The organism is Mycobacterium sp. UM_Kg27, from assembly GCF_000972905.1.
Classification (GTDB): Bacteria; Actinomycetota; Actinomycetes; order Mycobacteriales; family Mycobacteriaceae; genus Mycobacterium.
The window spans coordinates 1-16,738 of the sequence record NZ_JRMM01000097.1; the positions used below are offsets into that span (position 1 = coordinate 1).

14 protein-coding genes and 2 pseudogenes are annotated in these 16,738 nt (G+C 67.4%); 8 read left to right on the top strand and 8 right to left on the bottom strand.

The window, feature by feature from the left end:
* Nucleotides 1–519 (top strand): annotated as a pseudogene (locus tag LI94_RS23860) (hypothetical protein); the annotation flags it as partial.
* 74 nt (nt 520–593) lie between these two features.
* On the opposite strand, the gene LI94_RS14990 reads toward LI94_RS23860, so the two are convergent.
* Complete coding sequence (locus LI94_RS14990; RefSeq protein ID WP_046301666.1) at nt 594–1,745, bottom strand: acyl-CoA dehydrogenase family protein; 1,152 nt, start codon at nt 1,743–1,745, stop codon at nt 594–596.
* A 27-nt stretch (nt 1,746–1,772) separates the two neighbouring features.
* Here LI94_RS14990 and LI94_RS14995 point away from each other — a divergent pair, with 27 nt between their 5' ends.
* Entirely contained in the window at nt 1,773–2,741 is a 969-nt protein-coding gene (locus tag LI94_RS14995; RefSeq protein ID WP_024442682.1) for a MaoC family dehydratase, read from the top strand.
* Nucleotides 2,742–2,750: 9 nt separating this feature from the next.
* On the opposite strand, the gene LI94_RS15000 is transcribed toward LI94_RS14995, so the two are convergent.
* Genes LI94_RS15000 through LI94_RS15010 form a run of 3 tightly spaced genes read right to left on the bottom strand, consistent with a single transcriptional unit; the run spans nt 2,751 to nt 5,868 of the window.
* Complete coding sequence (locus LI94_RS15000; RefSeq protein WP_024442683.1) at nt 2,751–3,908, bottom strand: acyl-CoA dehydrogenase family protein; 1,158 nt, start codon at nt 3,906–3,908, stop codon at nt 2,751–2,753.
* 1 nt (nt 3,909) lies between these two features.
* Nucleotides 3,910–4,968 (bottom strand): acyl-CoA dehydrogenase family protein, encoded by a 1,059-nt coding sequence (locus tag LI94_RS15005; protein ID WP_024442684.1) that lies wholly within the window; start codon nt 4,966–4,968, stop codon nt 3,910–3,912.
* Between the two features lie 3 nt (nt 4,969–4,971).
* Entirely contained in the window at nt 4,972–5,868 is an 897-nt protein-coding gene (locus LI94_RS15010; protein ID WP_046301668.1) for an alpha/beta hydrolase, read from the bottom strand.
* 89 nt (nt 5,869–5,957) lie between these two features.
* Between LI94_RS15010 and LI94_RS15015 the strand changes: the two genes are divergently transcribed.
* Both LI94_RS15015 and LI94_RS15020 read left to right on the top strand, forming a co-directional pair.
* Complete coding sequence (locus LI94_RS15015; protein WP_024442686.1) at nt 5,958–7,187, top strand: alpha/beta hydrolase; 1,230 nt, start codon at nt 5,958–5,960, stop codon at nt 7,185–7,187.
* A gap of 44 nt (nt 7,188–7,231) precedes the next feature.
* Complete coding sequence (locus LI94_RS15020) at nt 7,232–8,650, top strand: wax ester/triacylglycerol synthase family O-acyltransferase (RefSeq protein ID WP_046301669.1); 1,419 nt, start codon at nt 7,232–7,234, stop codon at nt 8,648–8,650.
* 3 nt (nt 8,651–8,653) lie between these two features.
* Here LI94_RS15020 and fadD12 read toward each other — a convergent pair whose 3' ends face one another.
* On the bottom strand, nt 8,654–10,288 hold the full coding sequence (gene fadD12, locus LI94_RS15025) for an acyl-CoA ligase FadD12 (protein WP_046301670.1): 1,635 nt from the start codon (nt 10,286–10,288) through the stop codon (nt 8,654–8,656).
* A 5-nt stretch (nt 10,289–10,293) separates the two neighbouring features.
* On the bottom strand, nt 10,294–11,034 hold the full coding sequence (locus LI94_RS15030; protein ID WP_231384258.1) for a 1-acyl-sn-glycerol-3-phosphate acyltransferase: 741 nt from the start codon (nt 11,032–11,034) through the stop codon (nt 10,294–10,296).
* A 195-nt stretch (nt 11,035–11,229) separates the two neighbouring features.
* Here LI94_RS15030 and LI94_RS15035 point away from each other — a divergent pair, with 195 nt between their 5' ends.
* The 4 genes from LI94_RS15035 to LI94_RS15050 are packed head-to-tail and all read left to right on the top strand — an operon-like array spanning nt 11,230 to nt 15,073.
* On the top strand, nt 11,230–12,054 hold the full coding sequence (locus LI94_RS15035; RefSeq protein WP_024442690.1) for an arylamine N-acetyltransferase: 825 nt from the start codon (nt 11,230–11,232) through the stop codon (nt 12,052–12,054).
* Entirely contained in the window at nt 12,054–12,680 is a 627-nt protein-coding gene (locus tag LI94_RS15040; RefSeq protein ID WP_024442691.1) for a S1 family peptidase, read from the top strand. The genes LI94_RS15035 and LI94_RS15040 overlap by 1 nt, the downstream gene beginning before the upstream one ends.
* A 50-nt stretch (nt 12,681–12,730) precedes the next feature.
* Nucleotides 12,731–14,566, top strand: a complete 1,836-nt coding sequence (locus tag LI94_RS15045) for an acyl-CoA dehydrogenase (protein ID WP_046301673.1) — start codon at nt 12,731–12,733, stop codon at nt 14,564–14,566.
* Between the two features lie 15 nt (nt 14,567–14,581).
* Entirely contained in the window at nt 14,582–15,073 is a 492-nt protein-coding gene (locus LI94_RS15050) for a hypothetical protein (protein ID WP_046301671.1), read from the top strand.
* A gap of 8 nt (nt 15,074–15,081) precedes the next feature.
* On the opposite strand, the gene LI94_RS15055 is transcribed toward LI94_RS15050, so the two are convergent.
* Nucleotides 15,082–15,837, bottom strand: coding sequence for a hypothetical protein (locus LI94_RS15055; RefSeq protein WP_046301672.1), 756 nt, complete (start codon nt 15,835–15,837; stop codon nt 15,082–15,084).
* 64 nt (nt 15,838–15,901) lie between these two features.
* Nucleotides 15,902–16,729 (bottom strand): annotated as a pseudogene (locus tag LI94_RS15060) (aldehyde dehydrogenase family protein); the annotation flags it as partial.
* Nucleotides 16,730–16,738 lie beyond the last annotated feature (9 nt).

Below are 16,738 nucleotides of genomic sequence, written 5' to 3' on the forward strand. Positions count from 1 at the left end.
ATGTGTATAAGAGACAGCGCCACGGGCGGTACCGGTGGCAACGGCGGAAACGGTGGCAGTGACCCGAACGCCGGCGGCGCCCACGGGGGCGACGGTGGGACCGGTGGCACCGGCGGTGCCGGACTGGCCAACGCCGACGGCTCCGGCGGCGTGGGCGGCGACGGCGGAACCGGTGGAAATGGCGGCAACGGCAGCAACATCCGTTGGGGTGACCCGGACTGGAACACCACCTCCGGCGACTCGTCCTCGGGCCCGATCGACAACGTCCACGGCGGTGCCGGTGGCGACGGCGGTGCCGGCGGTGCCGGAGCCAACACCGGGGGCACCGGCGGTAACGGCGGTGATGGCGGCGACGTCATCACCCCGCACCTGGGCGATGACGGCCTCAACGGCGGTGCCGGCGACACTCCCGGTACCGGCAGCACCGGTGGCGCCGAAGGCGCTGGTGGTGCCGCAGGTGCCGGTCCCGCCGCGGGCGGCGCGGGCCAGGACGGCACCCCGGGCGTCGTCGTCCCGTAGTAGGACAGCCCAGGAAAAACACCCCGCACAGATCGTGCGGGGTGTTTTTCGTTGCGCCGGGGACAGCGTGGCGGCTAAACCCCGCCGCGGGCAACCAGTTGTGCCGCAATCACATTGCGCTGAATCTCGTTGGTGCCCTCGCCGACGATCATCAGCGGTGCGTCCCGGAAGTAGCGTTCCACGTCGTATTCGGTGGAGTAGCCGTAGCCGCCGTGGATGCGTACCGCGTTGAGCGCGATCTCCATCGCGGCTTCCGACGCGAACAACTTGGCCATGCCGGCCTCCATGTCGCAGCGCTGCCCGCTGTCGTAGCGCTCAGCGGCGTATCTGGTGAGCTGGCGGGCGGCCGTCAACTTGGTCGCCATGTCGGCCAGATAATTGCCCACGCTTTGGTGCTTCCAGATCGGCTGTCCGAAACTCTCCCGTTGTTGGGCGTAGGTGAGGGCGTCTTCGAGCGCGGCGGTCGCTACGCCCAGGGCCCGCGCCGCCACCTGGATGCGGCCGGTCTCCAGGCCCTTCATCATCTGGGCGAAGCCGCTGCCGGGCGTGCCGCCGAGCACCGCAGCCGCCGGCACCCGGCAGCCGTCGAAGCTCAGCTCGCAGCTCTCCACCCCCTTGTAGCCCAGCTTCGGCAGGTCCCGCGAGATCGTCAGCCCGGCGCTGGGATTCTCCACCAGCAGCACCGAAATGCCGGTGTGCCGCGGAGTGGCCTTCGGATCGGTTTTGGCCAGCAGCGCTATCAGACCCGAATAGCGGGCGTTGGAGATCCACGTCTTGGACCCGTTGATCACCAGCGTGTCCGGTTCGGCCGACGGCACCGCGGACGTCGTCATGTTCTGCAGGTCACTGCCGCCGCCCGGTTCGGTCAGGGCCATCGTGGCGCGCAGCGCTCCGGTAGCCATGGCCGGAAGGTAACGCTGCTTCTGCTCGTCGGTACCGAACAGGCTCAGCAGCTTGGCGACCACGGTATGGCCGCCCATCGCCCCGGCCAGGCTCATCCACCCGCGGGCCAGCTCTTGTGTCACGAGCACGTAGCACGGCATCGACACCGGAGTACCGCCGTATTCCTCGGGAACGGCCAGACCGTAGATGCCGAGGTGCTTCATCTGTTCGATCCACGCCTCCGGGTAGGTGTTGGCGTGCTCGACGTCGCGGACCGCCGGCTTCACCTCCCGGTCGATGAACTGACGCACCGTTTCGACCAGGATCGACTCTTCGTGGTTCACCGGTTCACCGTATGTCAGGATTTTCGTGTGACCAGCGGCCCCTACTTCGACGAGCTCCGGGTCGGCCAGGTGTTCGACGCAGCTCCGGCGATGACTCTGACGGCCGGTGCGGCGGCACTGCATCAGGCGATCCTCGGAGACCGGCTACGGCTGCCGCTGGACGCCGAATTGTCTCGGGCGGTGACGGGGTCCACGACCCCACTGGCTCACCCCGGGCTGGTCTGCGACGTCGCGATCGGGCAGTCCACGCTGGTCACCCGGCGCGTCAAAGCCAACCTCTTCTACCGCGGCCTGGCCTTCTTCCGGTATCCGGTGATCGGCGACACCGTTTTCACCCGCACCGAAGTCGTTGGATTGAAGCAGAATTCAGCCAAGCCCGGGCGAGAACCCACCGGCCTGGTGGCACTGCGGATCACCACCATCGACCAGGTGGACCGGCCGGTGCTCGACTTCTACCGGTGCGCGATGCTGCCGCTGTCGCCTGATGCCGCTGATACCGGCCACGGCGATGACCTGTCTGCCATTGGCGCAGGGCTCGCGGCGCCTGTGGACGTGACCGCGGACTGGGACGGCGCGGAGTTTCGGCAACGGGTGCCGGGGCCCCACTTCGACCCGGATCTCGTGGGGACCGTCCTGACCAGCACGGGCGATGTGGTCTCGGGTGCCCCGGAGCTTGCCCGGCTGACACTCAATGTTGCGGCTACACATCATGATTCGCGGGTCGCTGGGCAGCGACTGGTCTACGGCGGGCACACCATCGGGCTGGCGCTGGCGCAGGCGTCGCGACTGCTGCCGAATCTGGTCACGGTGCTGGGCTGGCAGTCCTGCGATCACACCGCGCCGGTGCACGAAGGCGACACCCTCTACAGCGAGCTACACATCGAGTCGGCCCGCGACAACGTGTTGGGGCTGCGATCGCTGGTCTATGCCGCCGGTGCCGATGGTGAGCCGGACCGTCAGGTGCTGGACTGGCGTTTCACCGCCTTGCAGTTCTGAGCGGCCATGTCAGTGCGGTAGATCCCGGAACGGGGCGTCGCGATAGGGATCGGGCTCCTTGGGCAGGCCCAGCACTCGCTCGCCGATGATGTTGCGCTGAATCTGGTCCGTGCCGCCGCCGATCGAGGTGAAGTAGGCGTTGAGCGCCCGGAAGGTCACCGCGTCGCCGACCGGATTGTCCGGACCGCTGAGCATCGACTCGACGCCGACGATCTCGGTCTGGACCCGGGCGGTCTCGTGCAGGATGCGCGACATGGCGATCTTGCCGAGCGCCAGCAGGGTGGCGGCCTCGGCGCGGTCGGTGCTGGTCTTGGCGCGCTGGTTGTTCCAGCGGTTCACCGTCGTCAGCGCCTGGATGCGGGCGACCTCCTGGCGAATGTGGGAGTCCGAAAGGCGCCCGGCATCCCGGGCCAAGTCGACTAAGCCGCTGGACTTCTCCTTGCGGCGTGCGGTGCGCGCGACATCACCCATCAGGCGCCGCTCGTAGCCCAGTGCCACCTGCAGCACCGACCATCCTTCGCCGGGTTCGCCGATCCGGTTGGCGTCGGGAACCCGGGCGTTGGTCAGAAACACCTCATTGAACTCTGATTCGCCGGTGATCTGGTGGATCGGCCGGACCTCCACGCCGGGCTGGCGCATCGGCAGCATGAAGAAGGTGATCCCGTTGTGCTTGGGTACGTCCGGGTTGGTGCGGGCCACCAGCATGCCGTAGTCGGCGGTGGTCGCGAACGACGTCCAGACCTTCTGCCCGTTGACAACCCAGTCATCACCGTCGCGCTCGGCGCGGGTGCGCAGACCGGCCAAGTCCGATCCTGCGCCGGGCTCGCTGTAGAGCAGGCACGACTTGGTTTCGCCCCGCAGCGCCGGGGGCAGCAGCCGGTGCTTCTGTTCGTCGGTGCCCCGGTCATGGATTGTGCAGGCGAACAGGTCGGCCCGGTCGTGACCGGTTCCTGGGGCGCCGACGGCAGCGAATTCGGATGCCACCAAACGGGATTGCCGGTCGGTCAGGCCACGGCCGTAGCAGTCCGGCTCCCAGCTCGGAGCGGTCCATCCGGCGGCGAGCATCGCCGCGGCGAAGGTGGCCCGGTCGGTGCCGGGCGCCCAGTTGGCGGCCAGCCAGTCGCGGACTTCGGCGCGAAGTGCGTCGTCAGGGTCGGGCAGCGTCATCTCACGCTCCGATCTCTTGCAGGTACCGCTCCCGGTGCCAGGACGGGCTGCCGAACAGGTGGGCATCGCTGCGCGCCCGGCGCAGATAGCGGTGCGCGGGATGTTCCCAGGTGAATCCGATTCCGCCATGAACCTGGATGTTGGTGGCACCCACAAAGACGAAGGCATCCGAGCAATATGCCTGGGCCAGTGCGAGATCCGCGGTCCAGTCAGCCGATCCGCCCGCCCCGGCCGTGGCCACCTGGCGAGCAGCCGTCACCGCCGACTCGGCCTCCAACAACATGTCGGCGCACATGTGCTTGACGGCTTGGAAGCTGCCGATGGCGCGGCCGAACTGGAAGCGGGTCTTGGCGTAGTCGCGGGCCATCTCCATGGCGAACCTGGCGGCACCGGCCTGTTCACCGAGCAGTGCCACCGCGGAACGGTCCAGCGCAGCGGTCAAGGCGGCGACCCCGGCTCCGGCCGAGCCGACCGCGGTCGCCGGGGCGTCCGTCAACCGGACCAGGCACAGCCGGCGGGAGGGGTCGACGGTGGTCAGTGGTTCCACGGTGACGCCCGCTCCGGCCGGGTCGACGGCGAAGATCCCGGGTCCGTCCTCGGCGTCCGCCAGAACGTAGAGCAGGTCGGCGGTGTCCGCGTCGAGCACGAACCGCTTCTCGCCGGAGACCAATCCACCGCGGGCCGTGGTAGCCGGTGTGGCGGGTGGTCGGGTGGAATCGCTCTCGGCGAATGCGACCGTGACCCGGGTGCGCCCGGCGGCGATCGCCGGTAGCACGGCCTCGCGTTGTGCCGGGTCGTCCACTGCCAGCAGCAGATTGACCGCGAGCACCGCCGTCGACAGGTACGGACCGGAGTACAGGACCCGGCCCAGCTCTTCGGCGACCACGCCTACCTCGACCAGTCCGGCATCCGCACCGCCGTACTGCTCGGGCACCAACAGTCCGAGCAGGCCCATCGCCGCCAACTCGGACCAGACATCGTCGTCGGGCGAGCGTTTGGTCATCAACTCTGCGACCGCGCCCCGCAGCGCCCGCAGTTCTTCGGGGCTGGAACCGGCCACCGCTCAGGCCCCCCGGCCGAAGGCGTTACGCAGGCTCTCGCACTGTCGGGCGAAAAACACCCGTGACACCGCGACTTTGGGCCTCAACAGGTCGAACCCGTGGAATGCCCCGGGGACGGTCTCCACCTCGCAGGGCACGCCGGCCTGCCGCAGTCGCTCTGCGTAGGCCAGATCCTCGTCGTGGAACAGATCAAAGGTGCCCACCCCGATCCAGGCCGGCGCCAGCCCGCTCAGGTCGGCACGTCGTGCCGGCACCGCGATCTGCGGATCCGTGTCGCCCAGATAGGCGGTCCAGCCGAACAGGTTGCTCCGCGGATTCCACAGTCGGTAGCTCCGATTGGCCGGCAGTGCCGCGCTGCGATCGTCCAGCATCGGGTACACCAGCAGCTGCAGCACGGGGGAGACCTCGCCGCGGTCGGCGGCCAACTGCGCCAGGGCCGCGGCCAGCCCGCCGCCGGCACTGGCACCGCCGATCGCGATCCGGGCCGGATCGACCCCGGGCAGCTCCGCGAGCCGGGTCAGTGCCGCCCAGCAGTCCTCCAACGCGGCGGGATAGGGGTTCTGGGGCGCCAGTCGGTAGTCCACCGACGCGACCGTGGCACCCAGTTCCGTGCTGAACCTGCGGCAGAGCCGGTCATCCTGGGCTGCCGTGCCGATGACGTAGCCGCCACCGTGGATCCACAGCAGTGCCGGCGCGGGATCGGCGGTGCGATTCGGCGGCCGAAAAACCCGGATGGTGGCCCCCGAGGGCAAACCCAAGACCTCGACGTCGGCGGGGGTGCGTCGGCCCTGCATCCCGGTGAGGGCCTGCAGCACCGGCAGGGTCCGGCGCCCGAGCCCGCCACGCGGAAGGAACCGGGCAGTTCTGCGCAGATCTGGATGGAACCCGCTGCTTACCATCGGCTCAGTATCGCTGGCGCCGGATCGGCGGCGCCGCCAACCCACCCGATTGCGACCGCCTCCGACCCCAAACGCGATACCCTGCGCGAATGACGGGACGATCGCAGACCCCGGAGACCGGACTTAACCTGGCTGGCCGGCTGCGCTGGCTGAAGCGAGCCCGAACGGCCGACTATCTGCTGGCGTTCAGCGTCGCCTCAGCGTCGTTGCCGGTGGTCGGGAAGCACCTGGAACCCCTGGGCGGGATGACCGCGATGGGGGTGTGGGGCACCCGTCATATGCCGGAGTTCTTCTCCAGCGCCGCTAAGTCCTGGCTGGCCCCGGGGTCCGCGGCCGTCCGCAAGCAGGAGCGCGAGCAGACCCACGTGGTCAGCGATGCCGCGCTGCGTGGGGTGGTCTCGGCAGCCGATCTCGACATCGACTGGCCCGAGCCGGAGCAGGCGCCGCCGGTGGCAAAGGCGCTGCAGCACCGCCGGAACATCTATCGCTCCGGGGTGCAATACGGCAGCGACCCCGCGCAGGTACTCGATGTGTGGCGGTCCCGCGAGCTGCCCGACGGTCCCGCCCCGGTGCTGATCTACGTCCCCGGTGGTGCCTGGGTGCATGGCAGCCGGCTGTTGCAGGGTTATGCGCTGCTGTCCCATCTGGCCGAGCAGGGCTGGGTGTGTCTGTCGATCGACTACCGGGTCGCACCGCACAACCGGTGGCCGAGCCACATCGTCGACGTCAAGACCGCGATCGCCTGGGCGCGCGCCAACGTCGACAAATTCGGCGGTGACCGCAGCTTCGTTGCCGTGGCGGGTGCCTCGGCCGGCGGGCATCTGGCCGCCCTGGCCGGGCTGACCGGCAGTGCGGTCGACTTCGAGTTCGCCGACCAACTGCCGGCAGGTGGGGACACCTCAGTCGACGCCGTGGTGGGGATCTACGGCCGCTACGACTGGGAAGACCGCTCCACCCGCGAGCGGGTCGCCTTCGTCGATTTCCTGGAGCGGGTCGTGGTCGGTCGCTCGATGCGGCGCCATGGCGACATCTACCGGCAGGCCTCCCCGATCGCGCGGGTGCATCCGGATGCGCCGCCGTTCCTGGTGGTGCACGGCAGCGCCGACACGGTCATCCCGGTGCAGCAAGCCCGTAGCTTCGCCGACCGATTGCGGGCGGTGTCGCGTTCCAAGGTCGGCTACCTGGAGCTGCCCGGTGCAGGGCATGGTTTCGACATGACCGATGGCGCGCGCACCGGTGCGATGAGCACGGCAATCGGTTTGTTTCTCAACCAGATTCACCGCGACCGCACCACCGTCGGGAGCAAACAGATCATCTGAACCCGTACGCCACGGTATGGTCCCTGCATGACGAGGGGTCACGGGTGAAGCGGCTCACCGGGTGGGATGCGGTTCTGCTGTACAGCGAGACGGCAAACGTGCACATGCACACTTTGAAGATCGCGGTGATCGAGCTGGACGCCGATCGGCGCGGGTTCGACGTCGAAGCCTTTCGGCGGGTGATCCACGGCCGGCTCTACAAGTTGGATCCGTTCCGATACCAACTGGTGGACATCCCCGGTAAGTTCCATCACCCGATGTGGCGGGAGAACTGCGAAGTCGACCTGGCCTACCACATCCGGCCGTGGTCGCTGCCCGCTCCGGGCGGCCGCCGCGAACTCGATGAGGCCATCGGCGAGATCGGCAGCACGCCGCTGGACCGTAGCCGGCCGTTGTGGGAGATGTACTTCATCGACGGGCTGGCAAACAACCGGATCGCGGTGGTCGGCAAGATCCACCACGCCCTGGCCGACGGGATCGCGTCGGCGAACCTGATGGCCCGCGGAATGGACCTGGTGGCCGGCCCACAGCACGAGCACGACTCCTACGAAACCGATCCCGCCCCCACCAGCGGACAGTTGGTGCGCTCAGCGTTCCGCGACCATTTCCGGCAGATGGGCAAGATCCCGGCGACCATCGGCTACACGGCGGCCGGTATCGGGCGGGTCCGGCGTAGCACGCGCAAGCTCTCCGCCGACCTGACTCGGCCGTTCACTCCGCCGCCGAGTTTCCTCAACCACGTGCTGACCCCGGAACGGCGCTTCGCCACCGCAACACTGGCGCTGGCCGATATCAAGGCGACCAGCAAGCAGTTGGGTGTCACCATCAACGATCTGGTGCTGGCCATCTCAGCCGGGGCGTTGCGCACGCTGCTGCTGCGCTACGACGGAAAGGCGGATCATCCGCTATTGGCGTCGGTGCCGATGAGCTTCGACTTCTCTGCCGACCGGATCTCCGGCAATCGGTTCTCTGGAGTGCTGGTGGCCTTGCCGGTCGACGTGGCCGACGTGCGGGATCGGATCGCTAAAGCTCGGGAGGCGGCTGATCTGGCCAAGGAGGCCCACCACCTGGTCGGACCAGAGCTGGTCAGCCGGTGGTCGGCGTACCTGCCGCCCGCGCCGGCGGAGTCGTTGTTCCGGTGGTTGTCGGGCAAGGACGGTCAGAACAAGGTTCTCAACCTCAACATCTCCAATGTTCCCGGCCCGCGGGAGCGTGGCAGGGTCGGCGGTGCGCTGGTCACCGAGATCTATTCGGTGGGGCCGTTGACCGCCGGCAGTGGTCTGAACATCACGGTGTGGAGCTATGTCGACCAGCTCAACATCTCGGTGCTGACTGACGGTGCCACCGTTGAAGATCCGCATGAGGTGACCACCGCACTGGTCAACGAGTTCATCGAGATCCGCCGTGCTGCTGGGTTTTCCGAGGAGCTGACCACCGTCGAGTCGGCGATGGCGCCCGCTTAGGTCTCAGTCGGACGCTGCCAGCGCCTGCAGTTCGCGACGCAGGACCTTGCCGGTGTTGTTGCGCGGCAGCGCATCCATGATGGTGATATCGCGCGGCACCTTGTAGCCGGCCAGATTCTCCCGGACGTGCTGCTTCAGTTCCTCGGGCGAGGCTGAGCTACCCGGCGTCAACACCACGAAGGCCGCCAGTCGCTGTCCGAAGTCGGCATCGTCGACACCGATCACCGCGGCCTCTGCGACGGCGCCATGCTTGATCAGCGCCTTCTCCGTCTCGATCGGGTAGACGTTCTCTCCCCCCGAGACGATCATCTCGTCATCCCGTCCGACCACGAAAAGCCTGCCGGTGCTGTCGAAGTAGCCCAAATCGCCGGACGCCATGAAACCGTCGTGGAACAACTTCGAATCGCCGCCGGTGTAGCCGTCGAACTGCGAGGAGTTGCGAACGAAGATCTGCCCGGTCACCCCGGTCGGAACCTCGGCGAAATCGGCGTCCAGGATTCGGATCTCGCTCCCCGGGGCCGGACGGCCGGCGGTGTCGGGGGAGTAGCGCAGGTCCTCCGGTGTGGCCAGCGCGATCATGCCGGCTTCGGTGGCGTTGTAGTTGTTGTAGACCACATCGCCGAAGGTGTCCATGAACGCCGTCACCACGTCGGGATGCATCCGTGAACCAGAGGCTGTTGCGAACCGAAGTGACTTACAAGGGTATTGGGATCGAACATCATCGGGCAGCGCCATGATCCGGTCGAACATGACCGGTACGACGCACAGCCCGGCCGCCTGGTTGGACTCGATCAGTCCCAGGGTGGCTTCGGGATCGAATTTCCGTCGGGTGGCGATCGTGCACGCCATGGTGAGCGCCAGCGCCAGCTGGGAGAACCCCCAGGCGTGGAACATCGGCGCGGCGATGACCACGGTTTCCTCGGTGTGCCAGGGGATCCGGTCGAAAATGGCTTGCAGGTCGGCGATTCCGCCTCCACCGCGGCCGGAGCGACGAGCCCCCTTGGGGGTGCCGGTGGTTCCGGAGGTGAGCATGACCAGCTTGCCGCTACGAGACGCTTTGGCCGGTCGGCGGCCGGCATTGGCGTTGATCAACTCGTCTGCCGTCAGGCCGGGGACCGCACTGTCGGCCCAACTGACTACCCGCGTACACCCCGAGCCGGCCGGCACGGCCAGATCCACGGCGGCGGTGAACTCCTCGTCGTAGAAGATCAGGTCGACGCCTTCGCGGGCGACGACTTCGGCCAACGCCGGGCCAGCGAAGCTGGTGTTGAGCAACAACACGTCTGCGCCGATCCGATTGGCGGCCGCCAGCGCCTCGATGAAGCCGCGGTGGTTACGGCACATCAACGCGATCGCCTGCGGCGTCCGGCCGGGCAGCCGTTGCAGGCCGGCGGCCAGCGCGTTGCAGCGCCGGTCGAGTTCGGCGTAGCTGCAGGTGCCGTGCTCGTCGATGATCGCCGGGCGGTCACCGCAGCGCTGGGCTGCCATGGCGATACCGGTAGTGGTGGTGCCGCCCTCGGCGGCCGCGGCGGCGGCGATCCGCAGGTACTTGTCAGGGCGCATGGGCGCCAACAGTCCGGCCCGGGTGAAGGTCACCAGCATCGAGCCGACCCGGTTTAGCGAGTCGAAAAGGCCCATCGCGTTCAGCCCAGGACCGGCAGACGGCGTTCGCTGGCGAGCTTGTCCAGCGCTTTCTGCATGACGGCACGCACGTGCGCGTCGACGAGGTCGATGTCGGGGTCCTCGCCGAACTCGGCGATGATGTCGATCGGCTCGCACACCTGCATCACGATCTTGGTGGGCAGCGGCAGGTTGACCGGCAGCACCGCGGACAGGCCGAAGGGGAAGCCGAACGAGATCGGCAGAATCTTGACCCGCATCAGCTTGTCCAGGCGCAGCGCCTTGGCCAGTCCGGTGCCGCGGGACAGGTAGAACTGGCTTTCCTGGCCGCCGATCCCGACCGTCGGCACGATCGGCACACCGGCGTTGATCGCGGCGCGAATGTAGCCCTTGCGGCCGCCGAAGTCGATCTTGTTCTCTTCCAGCGTCGGCCGGTAGACGTCGTAGTCGCCGCCGGGGAAGACCACCACCACGCCGCCGGAGCGCAGCGCCTCGTCGGCGTTGGCATGGTTGGCCGGGATGAACCCGGTCTTGCGGAAGAAGTCCGCGGTGACGCCGGTGAAGATCAGGTCGTGGCTGAGCGTGTAAACCGGGCGGTCGTAGCCGAATGTCTCGTAGAAACCGGTGGCGAACACCGGCACGTCCATCGCGAACAGGCCACCGGAATGGTTCGACACCACCAGTGCGCCGCCGTTGGGGAACGACTCCAAGCCGCGCACCTCAGCACGGTGGTAGCCCTTGATGAACGGTCGTAACAGGCCCATGACCCGTTCGGTCAGACCCGGGTCCCACTTCGTGATGGGCCGGGGAAGGTCGTCCGACCAGTCGTTGTCCGGCGTGTCCACCACGGCCCCCTTAAGTGAAACGTGTTCTAGTTTTGAACATGTTACCGGGTCAGGACCCCTGGTGGATACCATCAGCGAACTGTTCCGGGTAGCCGAAGGGAGCTCCGCATCGACGTGCAGGCGTACTTCGACCGCATCGGCTATCGCGGTGGCACCGAGCCGACGCATGAGACGCTCACCGCCCTGGTGTCCGCGCACGTCCGCGGCATCCCGTTTGAGAATCTCGACCCACTGATGGGTGTTCCGGTGATCGACCTCAGCTCGGCCGCACTGTGCGCCAAGCTGGTGGCGCGACGTCGCGGTGGCTACTGCTACGAGCACAACAACCTGATGCGCGACGTGCTGTGCGCGCTCGGCTTCGGAGCCGAGCGACTGGCCGGGCGGGTGGTGTGGATGAGCCCGGAGGGACTGGACGGGCCGTCGCATCCGCAGACCCACCAGGCGTTGGCGGTGACGATCCCGGGGGCCGGGCAGCGCTATCTCGTCGACGTGGGATTCGGCGGGCAGACGCCCACGGCACCGATCCCGATGATCCCCGACGAGGTTCAGCAGACCTCCCACGAGCCGTTCCGGCTGCGTACCCGCGGTAGCGGCGCAGATGAATGGGTGTTGGAGACACTGATCGGCGAGCGCTGGCGGCCGCTGTACATCGTGGGACTGCAGCCACGGCCGCTGATCGACATGCAGGTGGGCAGTTGGTACGTGTCCACCTACCCCGAGTCGAACTTCGTCGTCGGCCTCAGTGTGGCGCTGGTGACCGACGATGCCCGCTGGAACCTGCGCGGTCGCAACCTGGCGATCCACTCCCGCAGCGGCACCGAGCGGATTCGGTTCGACGACGCCGCGCAGGTGTGTGAGGCTCTGACCGACCGCTTCGGCATCGATCTCGCCGGTTTGGGCGACGTCGAGACCAAGGTGGCATCGGTGCTGGACACCTGATGGTCAAGATCGCGTTGGCGGGCGTCCTGGCAGCCGCGGGCCTGAGCTTCGCCGGCATCGCGTCGGCCGGGCCGATGCCGGGCATCGAGTTGCTGGACGACAGCAGCAGCTGCACAGCGGGCTTTCTGGCCCAGGACGACGCCGGCGGCTACTACCTGCTGACCAGCGGTCACTGCGATTCGCACGACGGGTCGCAGTGGACCGACATCTTCGAGACGCCGCTCGGAATCATCACCGCCAGCGAAGACAATGGCGAGGACCGCGACGCCGCGATCATCCGGCTCGAGCCCGATGCCGGCCGGCCCAACCCCAAGATCGCTGGCCGTTATCCGGTGGCCGGTGTGCTGCCGCCGGATCAGATCCACGTCGGTATGACGATCTGCAAGGTCGGTGCCCAGACAGGTGAGACCTGCGGTCCGGTGACCGCCGTCAACGGCAACCTGGTGGAAACCCGCGTGTACAGCACCATCGGTGACAGCGGCAGCCCCGGCTTCGTGGTCAACCCGGACGGCACCGTCAGCGCGGTCGGGATTCTGCAGGGCGGACCGGTCGACGACGACTCGAGCACCGACTTCGTCCTGGTGGAGCCGATCCTGCGACAGTGGGGATTGCACGTAGTGCGTTAGAACGTTGCGATTCCGGCGACCTGCGCCGCATCAAGGTGCATGCTGGAATGATGGGTCACTTCAAGAGCAATGTGCGCGACCTGGAATTCAATCTGTTCGAACTGCTGGGCCTGGAGCAGTGCTTGGCTGACGGCGCGTTCGGAGATCTCGACGGCGACACCGTGCGCCAGATGCTGGCCGAAGCCGCCCGGCTCGCCGAGGGGCCGGTGGCCGAGTCCTTTGCCTCCAGCGACCGCCATCCGCCGGTGTTCGACCCGGCCACCCACAGCGTCACGCTGCCCGAACCCTTCAAGGAGTCCCTGCGGGCCTGGAAGGAGGGCGAGTGGTTCCGGATCGGCCTGGACGAGGCGGTCGGCGGGGTGCCGGCGCCGTCGATGGTGTCCTGGGCGATCAACGAATTGGCGCTGGGCGCCAACCCTGCGGTGTTCATCTTCATGGCCGGCCCGATCTTCGCCAACATCCTTTACGGGCTGGGAAACGAACAGCAGCGGCACTGGGCGTCCATGGTGATCGACCGGAACTGGGCCGCCACCATGGTGCTCACCGAACCCGACGCCGGTTCTGACGTCGGAGCGGGCCGCACCAAGGCCATCGAGCAGCCCGACGGCACCTGGCACATCGACGGCGTCAAGCGATTCATCACCAACGGCGACACCGACGACATGTTCGAGAACATCATGCACATGACCCTGGCCCGTCCCGAGGGTGCCGGACCGGGAACCAAGGGGCTCAGCCTGTTTCTGGTACCTAAATTCCTGCCGGATCCCGAGACGGGGGAGCCCGGCGAGCGCAACGGGGTGTTCGTCACCGGCCTGGAACACAAGATGGGACTGAAGGTTTCGACCACCTGCGAACTCACCTTCGGACAGCACGGCGTTCCGGCGAAAGGGTGGCTGGTCGGCGACAGCCGCAACGGCATCGCGCAGATGTTCCGCGTCATCGAATATGCCCGAATGATGGTGGGAACCAAGGCAATCGCCACGCTGTCAACCGGCTACCTCAACGCGCTGGAATATGCCAAGACCCGCATTCAGGGGGCCGACCTGACCCAGATGACGGACAAGACCGCGCCGCGGGTGTCGATCATCCATCACCCGGATGTGCGGCGCGCCCTGATGATGCAGAAGGTTTACGCAGAGGGGATGCGGGCGCTGTATCTCTACACTGCCGCCCACCAGAACCCGCAAGTCGCCTTGCAGGTCTCGGGCGCTGACGCCGAGATGGCCGAACGGGTCAACGACCTGCTGCTTCCGATCGTCAAGGGTGTCGGTTCGGAACGTGCCTACCAGTACCTGACCGAATCGTTGCAGACGTTCGGCGGCTCGGGTTTCCTGCAGGACTATCCGATCGAGCAGTACATCCGTGACGCCAAGATCGATTCGCTGTATGAGGGCACCACGGCGATTCAGGCCCAGGACTTCTTCTTTCGCAAGATCGCTCGTGACCGCGGTGTGGCGCTGGCGCATCTGGTGGGCCAGATCGAGGCGTTGCTCGACGACGCCGACGGTCACAAGGAACTGGCCGATTCGCGCAAGTTGCTGGCCGCCGCGCTCGACGACGCGCGGGCGATGGTGGCCGCCATGACCGGATACATGTTCGGCTCACAGCAGGACGCCCGAGAGCTCTATCGGGTGGGCTTGGGTTCGGTGCGGTTCCTGCTGGCCGTCGGCGATCTGATGATCGGCTGGCTGCTGATGCGTCAGGCCGAGATCGCGCTGACGGCACTGGACCAAGGAGCGTCCGGCGACGAGCAGCATTTCTACCGCGGCAAGGTGGCGGCGGCAAAGTTCTTCGCGGCCAACGTGTTACCCCGGCTCGCCGCGGATCGCCGAATGGTGGAAAGCGAGGACCTCGCGTTGATGGATCTCGCCGAGGACGCGTTCTAGCGAAAGCGCCCTGCGGTGGACACCCACACCCGGAAATACCGGCTTGCCGATCGCGGCTATGCCATCGTTCGGTGGGCCCATGAGCTGGCCCAGGGCCGCGGCGCGGTCGTGGTGGAACCGGACATCGAGGCGATCCGGCGTCGCGACGGCGCACTGGCTTTCGTCGACGTGGCACCGTTCAAGACCGTGCCGGACGGGCCGTTGTCGGTGTTGCGCGAACTGCTGGACCTGGAAGCCCTGGAGTTGCGCGCCTGGAGCAGGCGGGGGTTCGCCAGGTTTCACAAGCGTGCTGCGGCCAAACAGGCCGAGCGGATCTGCCGGGAACAGGGCAGCGAAGCTGCCGTCGACTGGGTGCTGGCCAACGCCACCGCCGATCAGGTGGATCTCGACGAGCTCCGGGACCGGCTCGGCGCGCGGCTGTACACCGCCGGCGGGCGCGACGAAGACTACTACCGCGCCCAGGTGGGGCGCTGTATCGAGCATCGAAGGCGCCGCCTCAACGGCTGAGCCGCCGGTCAGCTGCGGCGCTGCCGAACCTTGTAGGTCGAGGGCCACGACACCCGGGTGTCGTCGCCTGACAGCGGTGTTCCCTTGGTGCCGACGGTGACGTTGTAGGCCTCCTCGCCGGGGGCGACCTCACGGTTGGCGTGTTCGGTGGCCAGGTAGTACAGCTGATCGATCTCCAGGTCGACGAAGGCGACAAAGCTCGTCTTGCGCACCGCATCGCCGAAGCCGGCCGTCATGTGATCCGCCACGATGCGCGATGCGATCGCCGCGGCGGCCAGAACCGTGACCGGAATGACCCAGTAGCACAGATAATTCAGCGGTGTGCCGGCGGCGGGCAGCAGGAGCGCTGGGATCACCGCCGAGACGAACATTGCCGTCACAGCGCCCAGCCAGATCCACGTCACCCGGTGCACGACGGGACCGAACAGCTCCGACTGCGCCACCGCCGCCGGCAGATCCGCCTTCACGACGGCTTCCACCACCGATCTGCCCAGCGCGATGCCGGCGAGCAGCGTCGCGAACAGTCCGGCGACACTCAATGCCAGCACCCAGTGCTGCGCCCCGGTGGACACCAGCGGCAATACCGCCAGCACCGCGAACGTCGCAACGGCCCCGATGCCCAGGAGGCGTAACGAGGAGCCGCGGCCGCTGACCACGACGCTGAACGCAAAGACCAACGCCACCGCCGCCGCGATCACCGGTGGCGCGTTGCCCACCAGCACCCAGTACACCGCCCAGGGTGCAAACCACACCAGCACGCCCACGCACGGCAGTATAGGGGCTTACCGTTGCCTCAACGGCAAGGTGAACTGCTCCGGGACGCTCCGATCAGGCGTCCAGGGTGTAGCCCATCGGCATTAGCACGCTCTTCTGCTGAGTGAAGTGCTCGACGCCCTCTTTGCCGTTCTCCCGGCCGATGCCGGAGTTCTTGAAGCCGCCGAACGGGCAGCACGGGTCGAAGGCGTACCAGTTGATCCCGTAGGTGCCGGTCCGGATCTTGCTCGCGATCTCGATCCCGCGCGGGACATCGGAGGTCCACACGCTGCCGGCCAGTCCGTACACCGAGTCGTTGGCGATCGCGATCGCGTCGTCCTCGGTGTCGTAGGCGATGATCGACAGCACCGGCCCGAAGATCTCCTCCTGGGCGATCGTCATGGAGTTGTCCACGTCGGCGAACACGGTCGGCTCCACGAAGAAGCCGGAGTCCAGCCCCTCGGGGCGGCCGCCGCCGCAGACCAGCCGGGCGCCTTCCTCAATACCCTTGGCGATGTAGCCCTCGACGCGCTCGCGCTGCTTCTCGCTGATCAGCGCACCGATCTGAGCGCCCGGGTCATCCGGCAGGCCGACCGGCAGCGCGGTGACGAAGTTTTTGACCGCCTCCACGACCTCCTCGTAGCGCGAGCGGGGCGCCAGGATGCGGGTCTGGGCGACACACGCCTGCCCGGTGTTCATGATCCCGGAGAACACCAGCATGGGGATGGCCGATGCCAGGTCGACGTCCTCGAGGATGATGGACGCCGACTTGCCGCCGAGCTCCAGCGTGCACGGCTTGAGCAGGTCCGCGGCGCGCTTGCCGATCTCCTTGCCGACGGCCGAGCTGCCGGTGAAGGAGAAGATGTCCACGCCCGGGTTGGAGGTCAGCGCCTGACCTGTCTCTTATACACA

Excerpts from the sequence above, each read along its gene's own strand:
- LI94_RS15000 (WP_024442683.1), bottom strand. The coding sequence starts at position 3,908 with ATGACGCTGCCCGACCCTGACGACGCACTTCGCGCCGAAGTCCGCGAC.
- LI94_RS15010 (WP_046301668.1), bottom strand. The coding sequence starts at position 5,868 with ATGGTAAGCAGCGGGTTCCATCCAGATCTGCGCAGAACTGCCCGGTTC.
- LI94_RS15015 (WP_024442686.1), top strand. The coding sequence starts at position 5,958 with ATGACGGGACGATCGCAGACCCCGGAGACCGGACTTAACCTGGCTGGC.
- fadD12 (WP_046301670.1), bottom strand. The coding sequence starts at position 10,288 with ATGGGCCTTTTCGACTCGCTAAACCGGGTCGGCTCGATGCTGGTGACC.
- LI94_RS15030 (WP_231384258.1), bottom strand. The coding sequence starts at position 11,034 with ATGGGCCTGTTACGACCGTTCATCAAGGGCTACCACCGTGCTGAGGTG.
- LI94_RS15040 (WP_024442691.1), top strand. The coding sequence starts at position 12,054 with ATGGTCAAGATCGCGTTGGCGGGCGTCCTGGCAGCCGCGGGCCTGAGC.
- LI94_RS15045 (WP_046301673.1), top strand. The coding sequence starts at position 12,731 with ATGGGTCACTTCAAGAGCAATGTGCGCGACCTGGAATTCAATCTGTTC.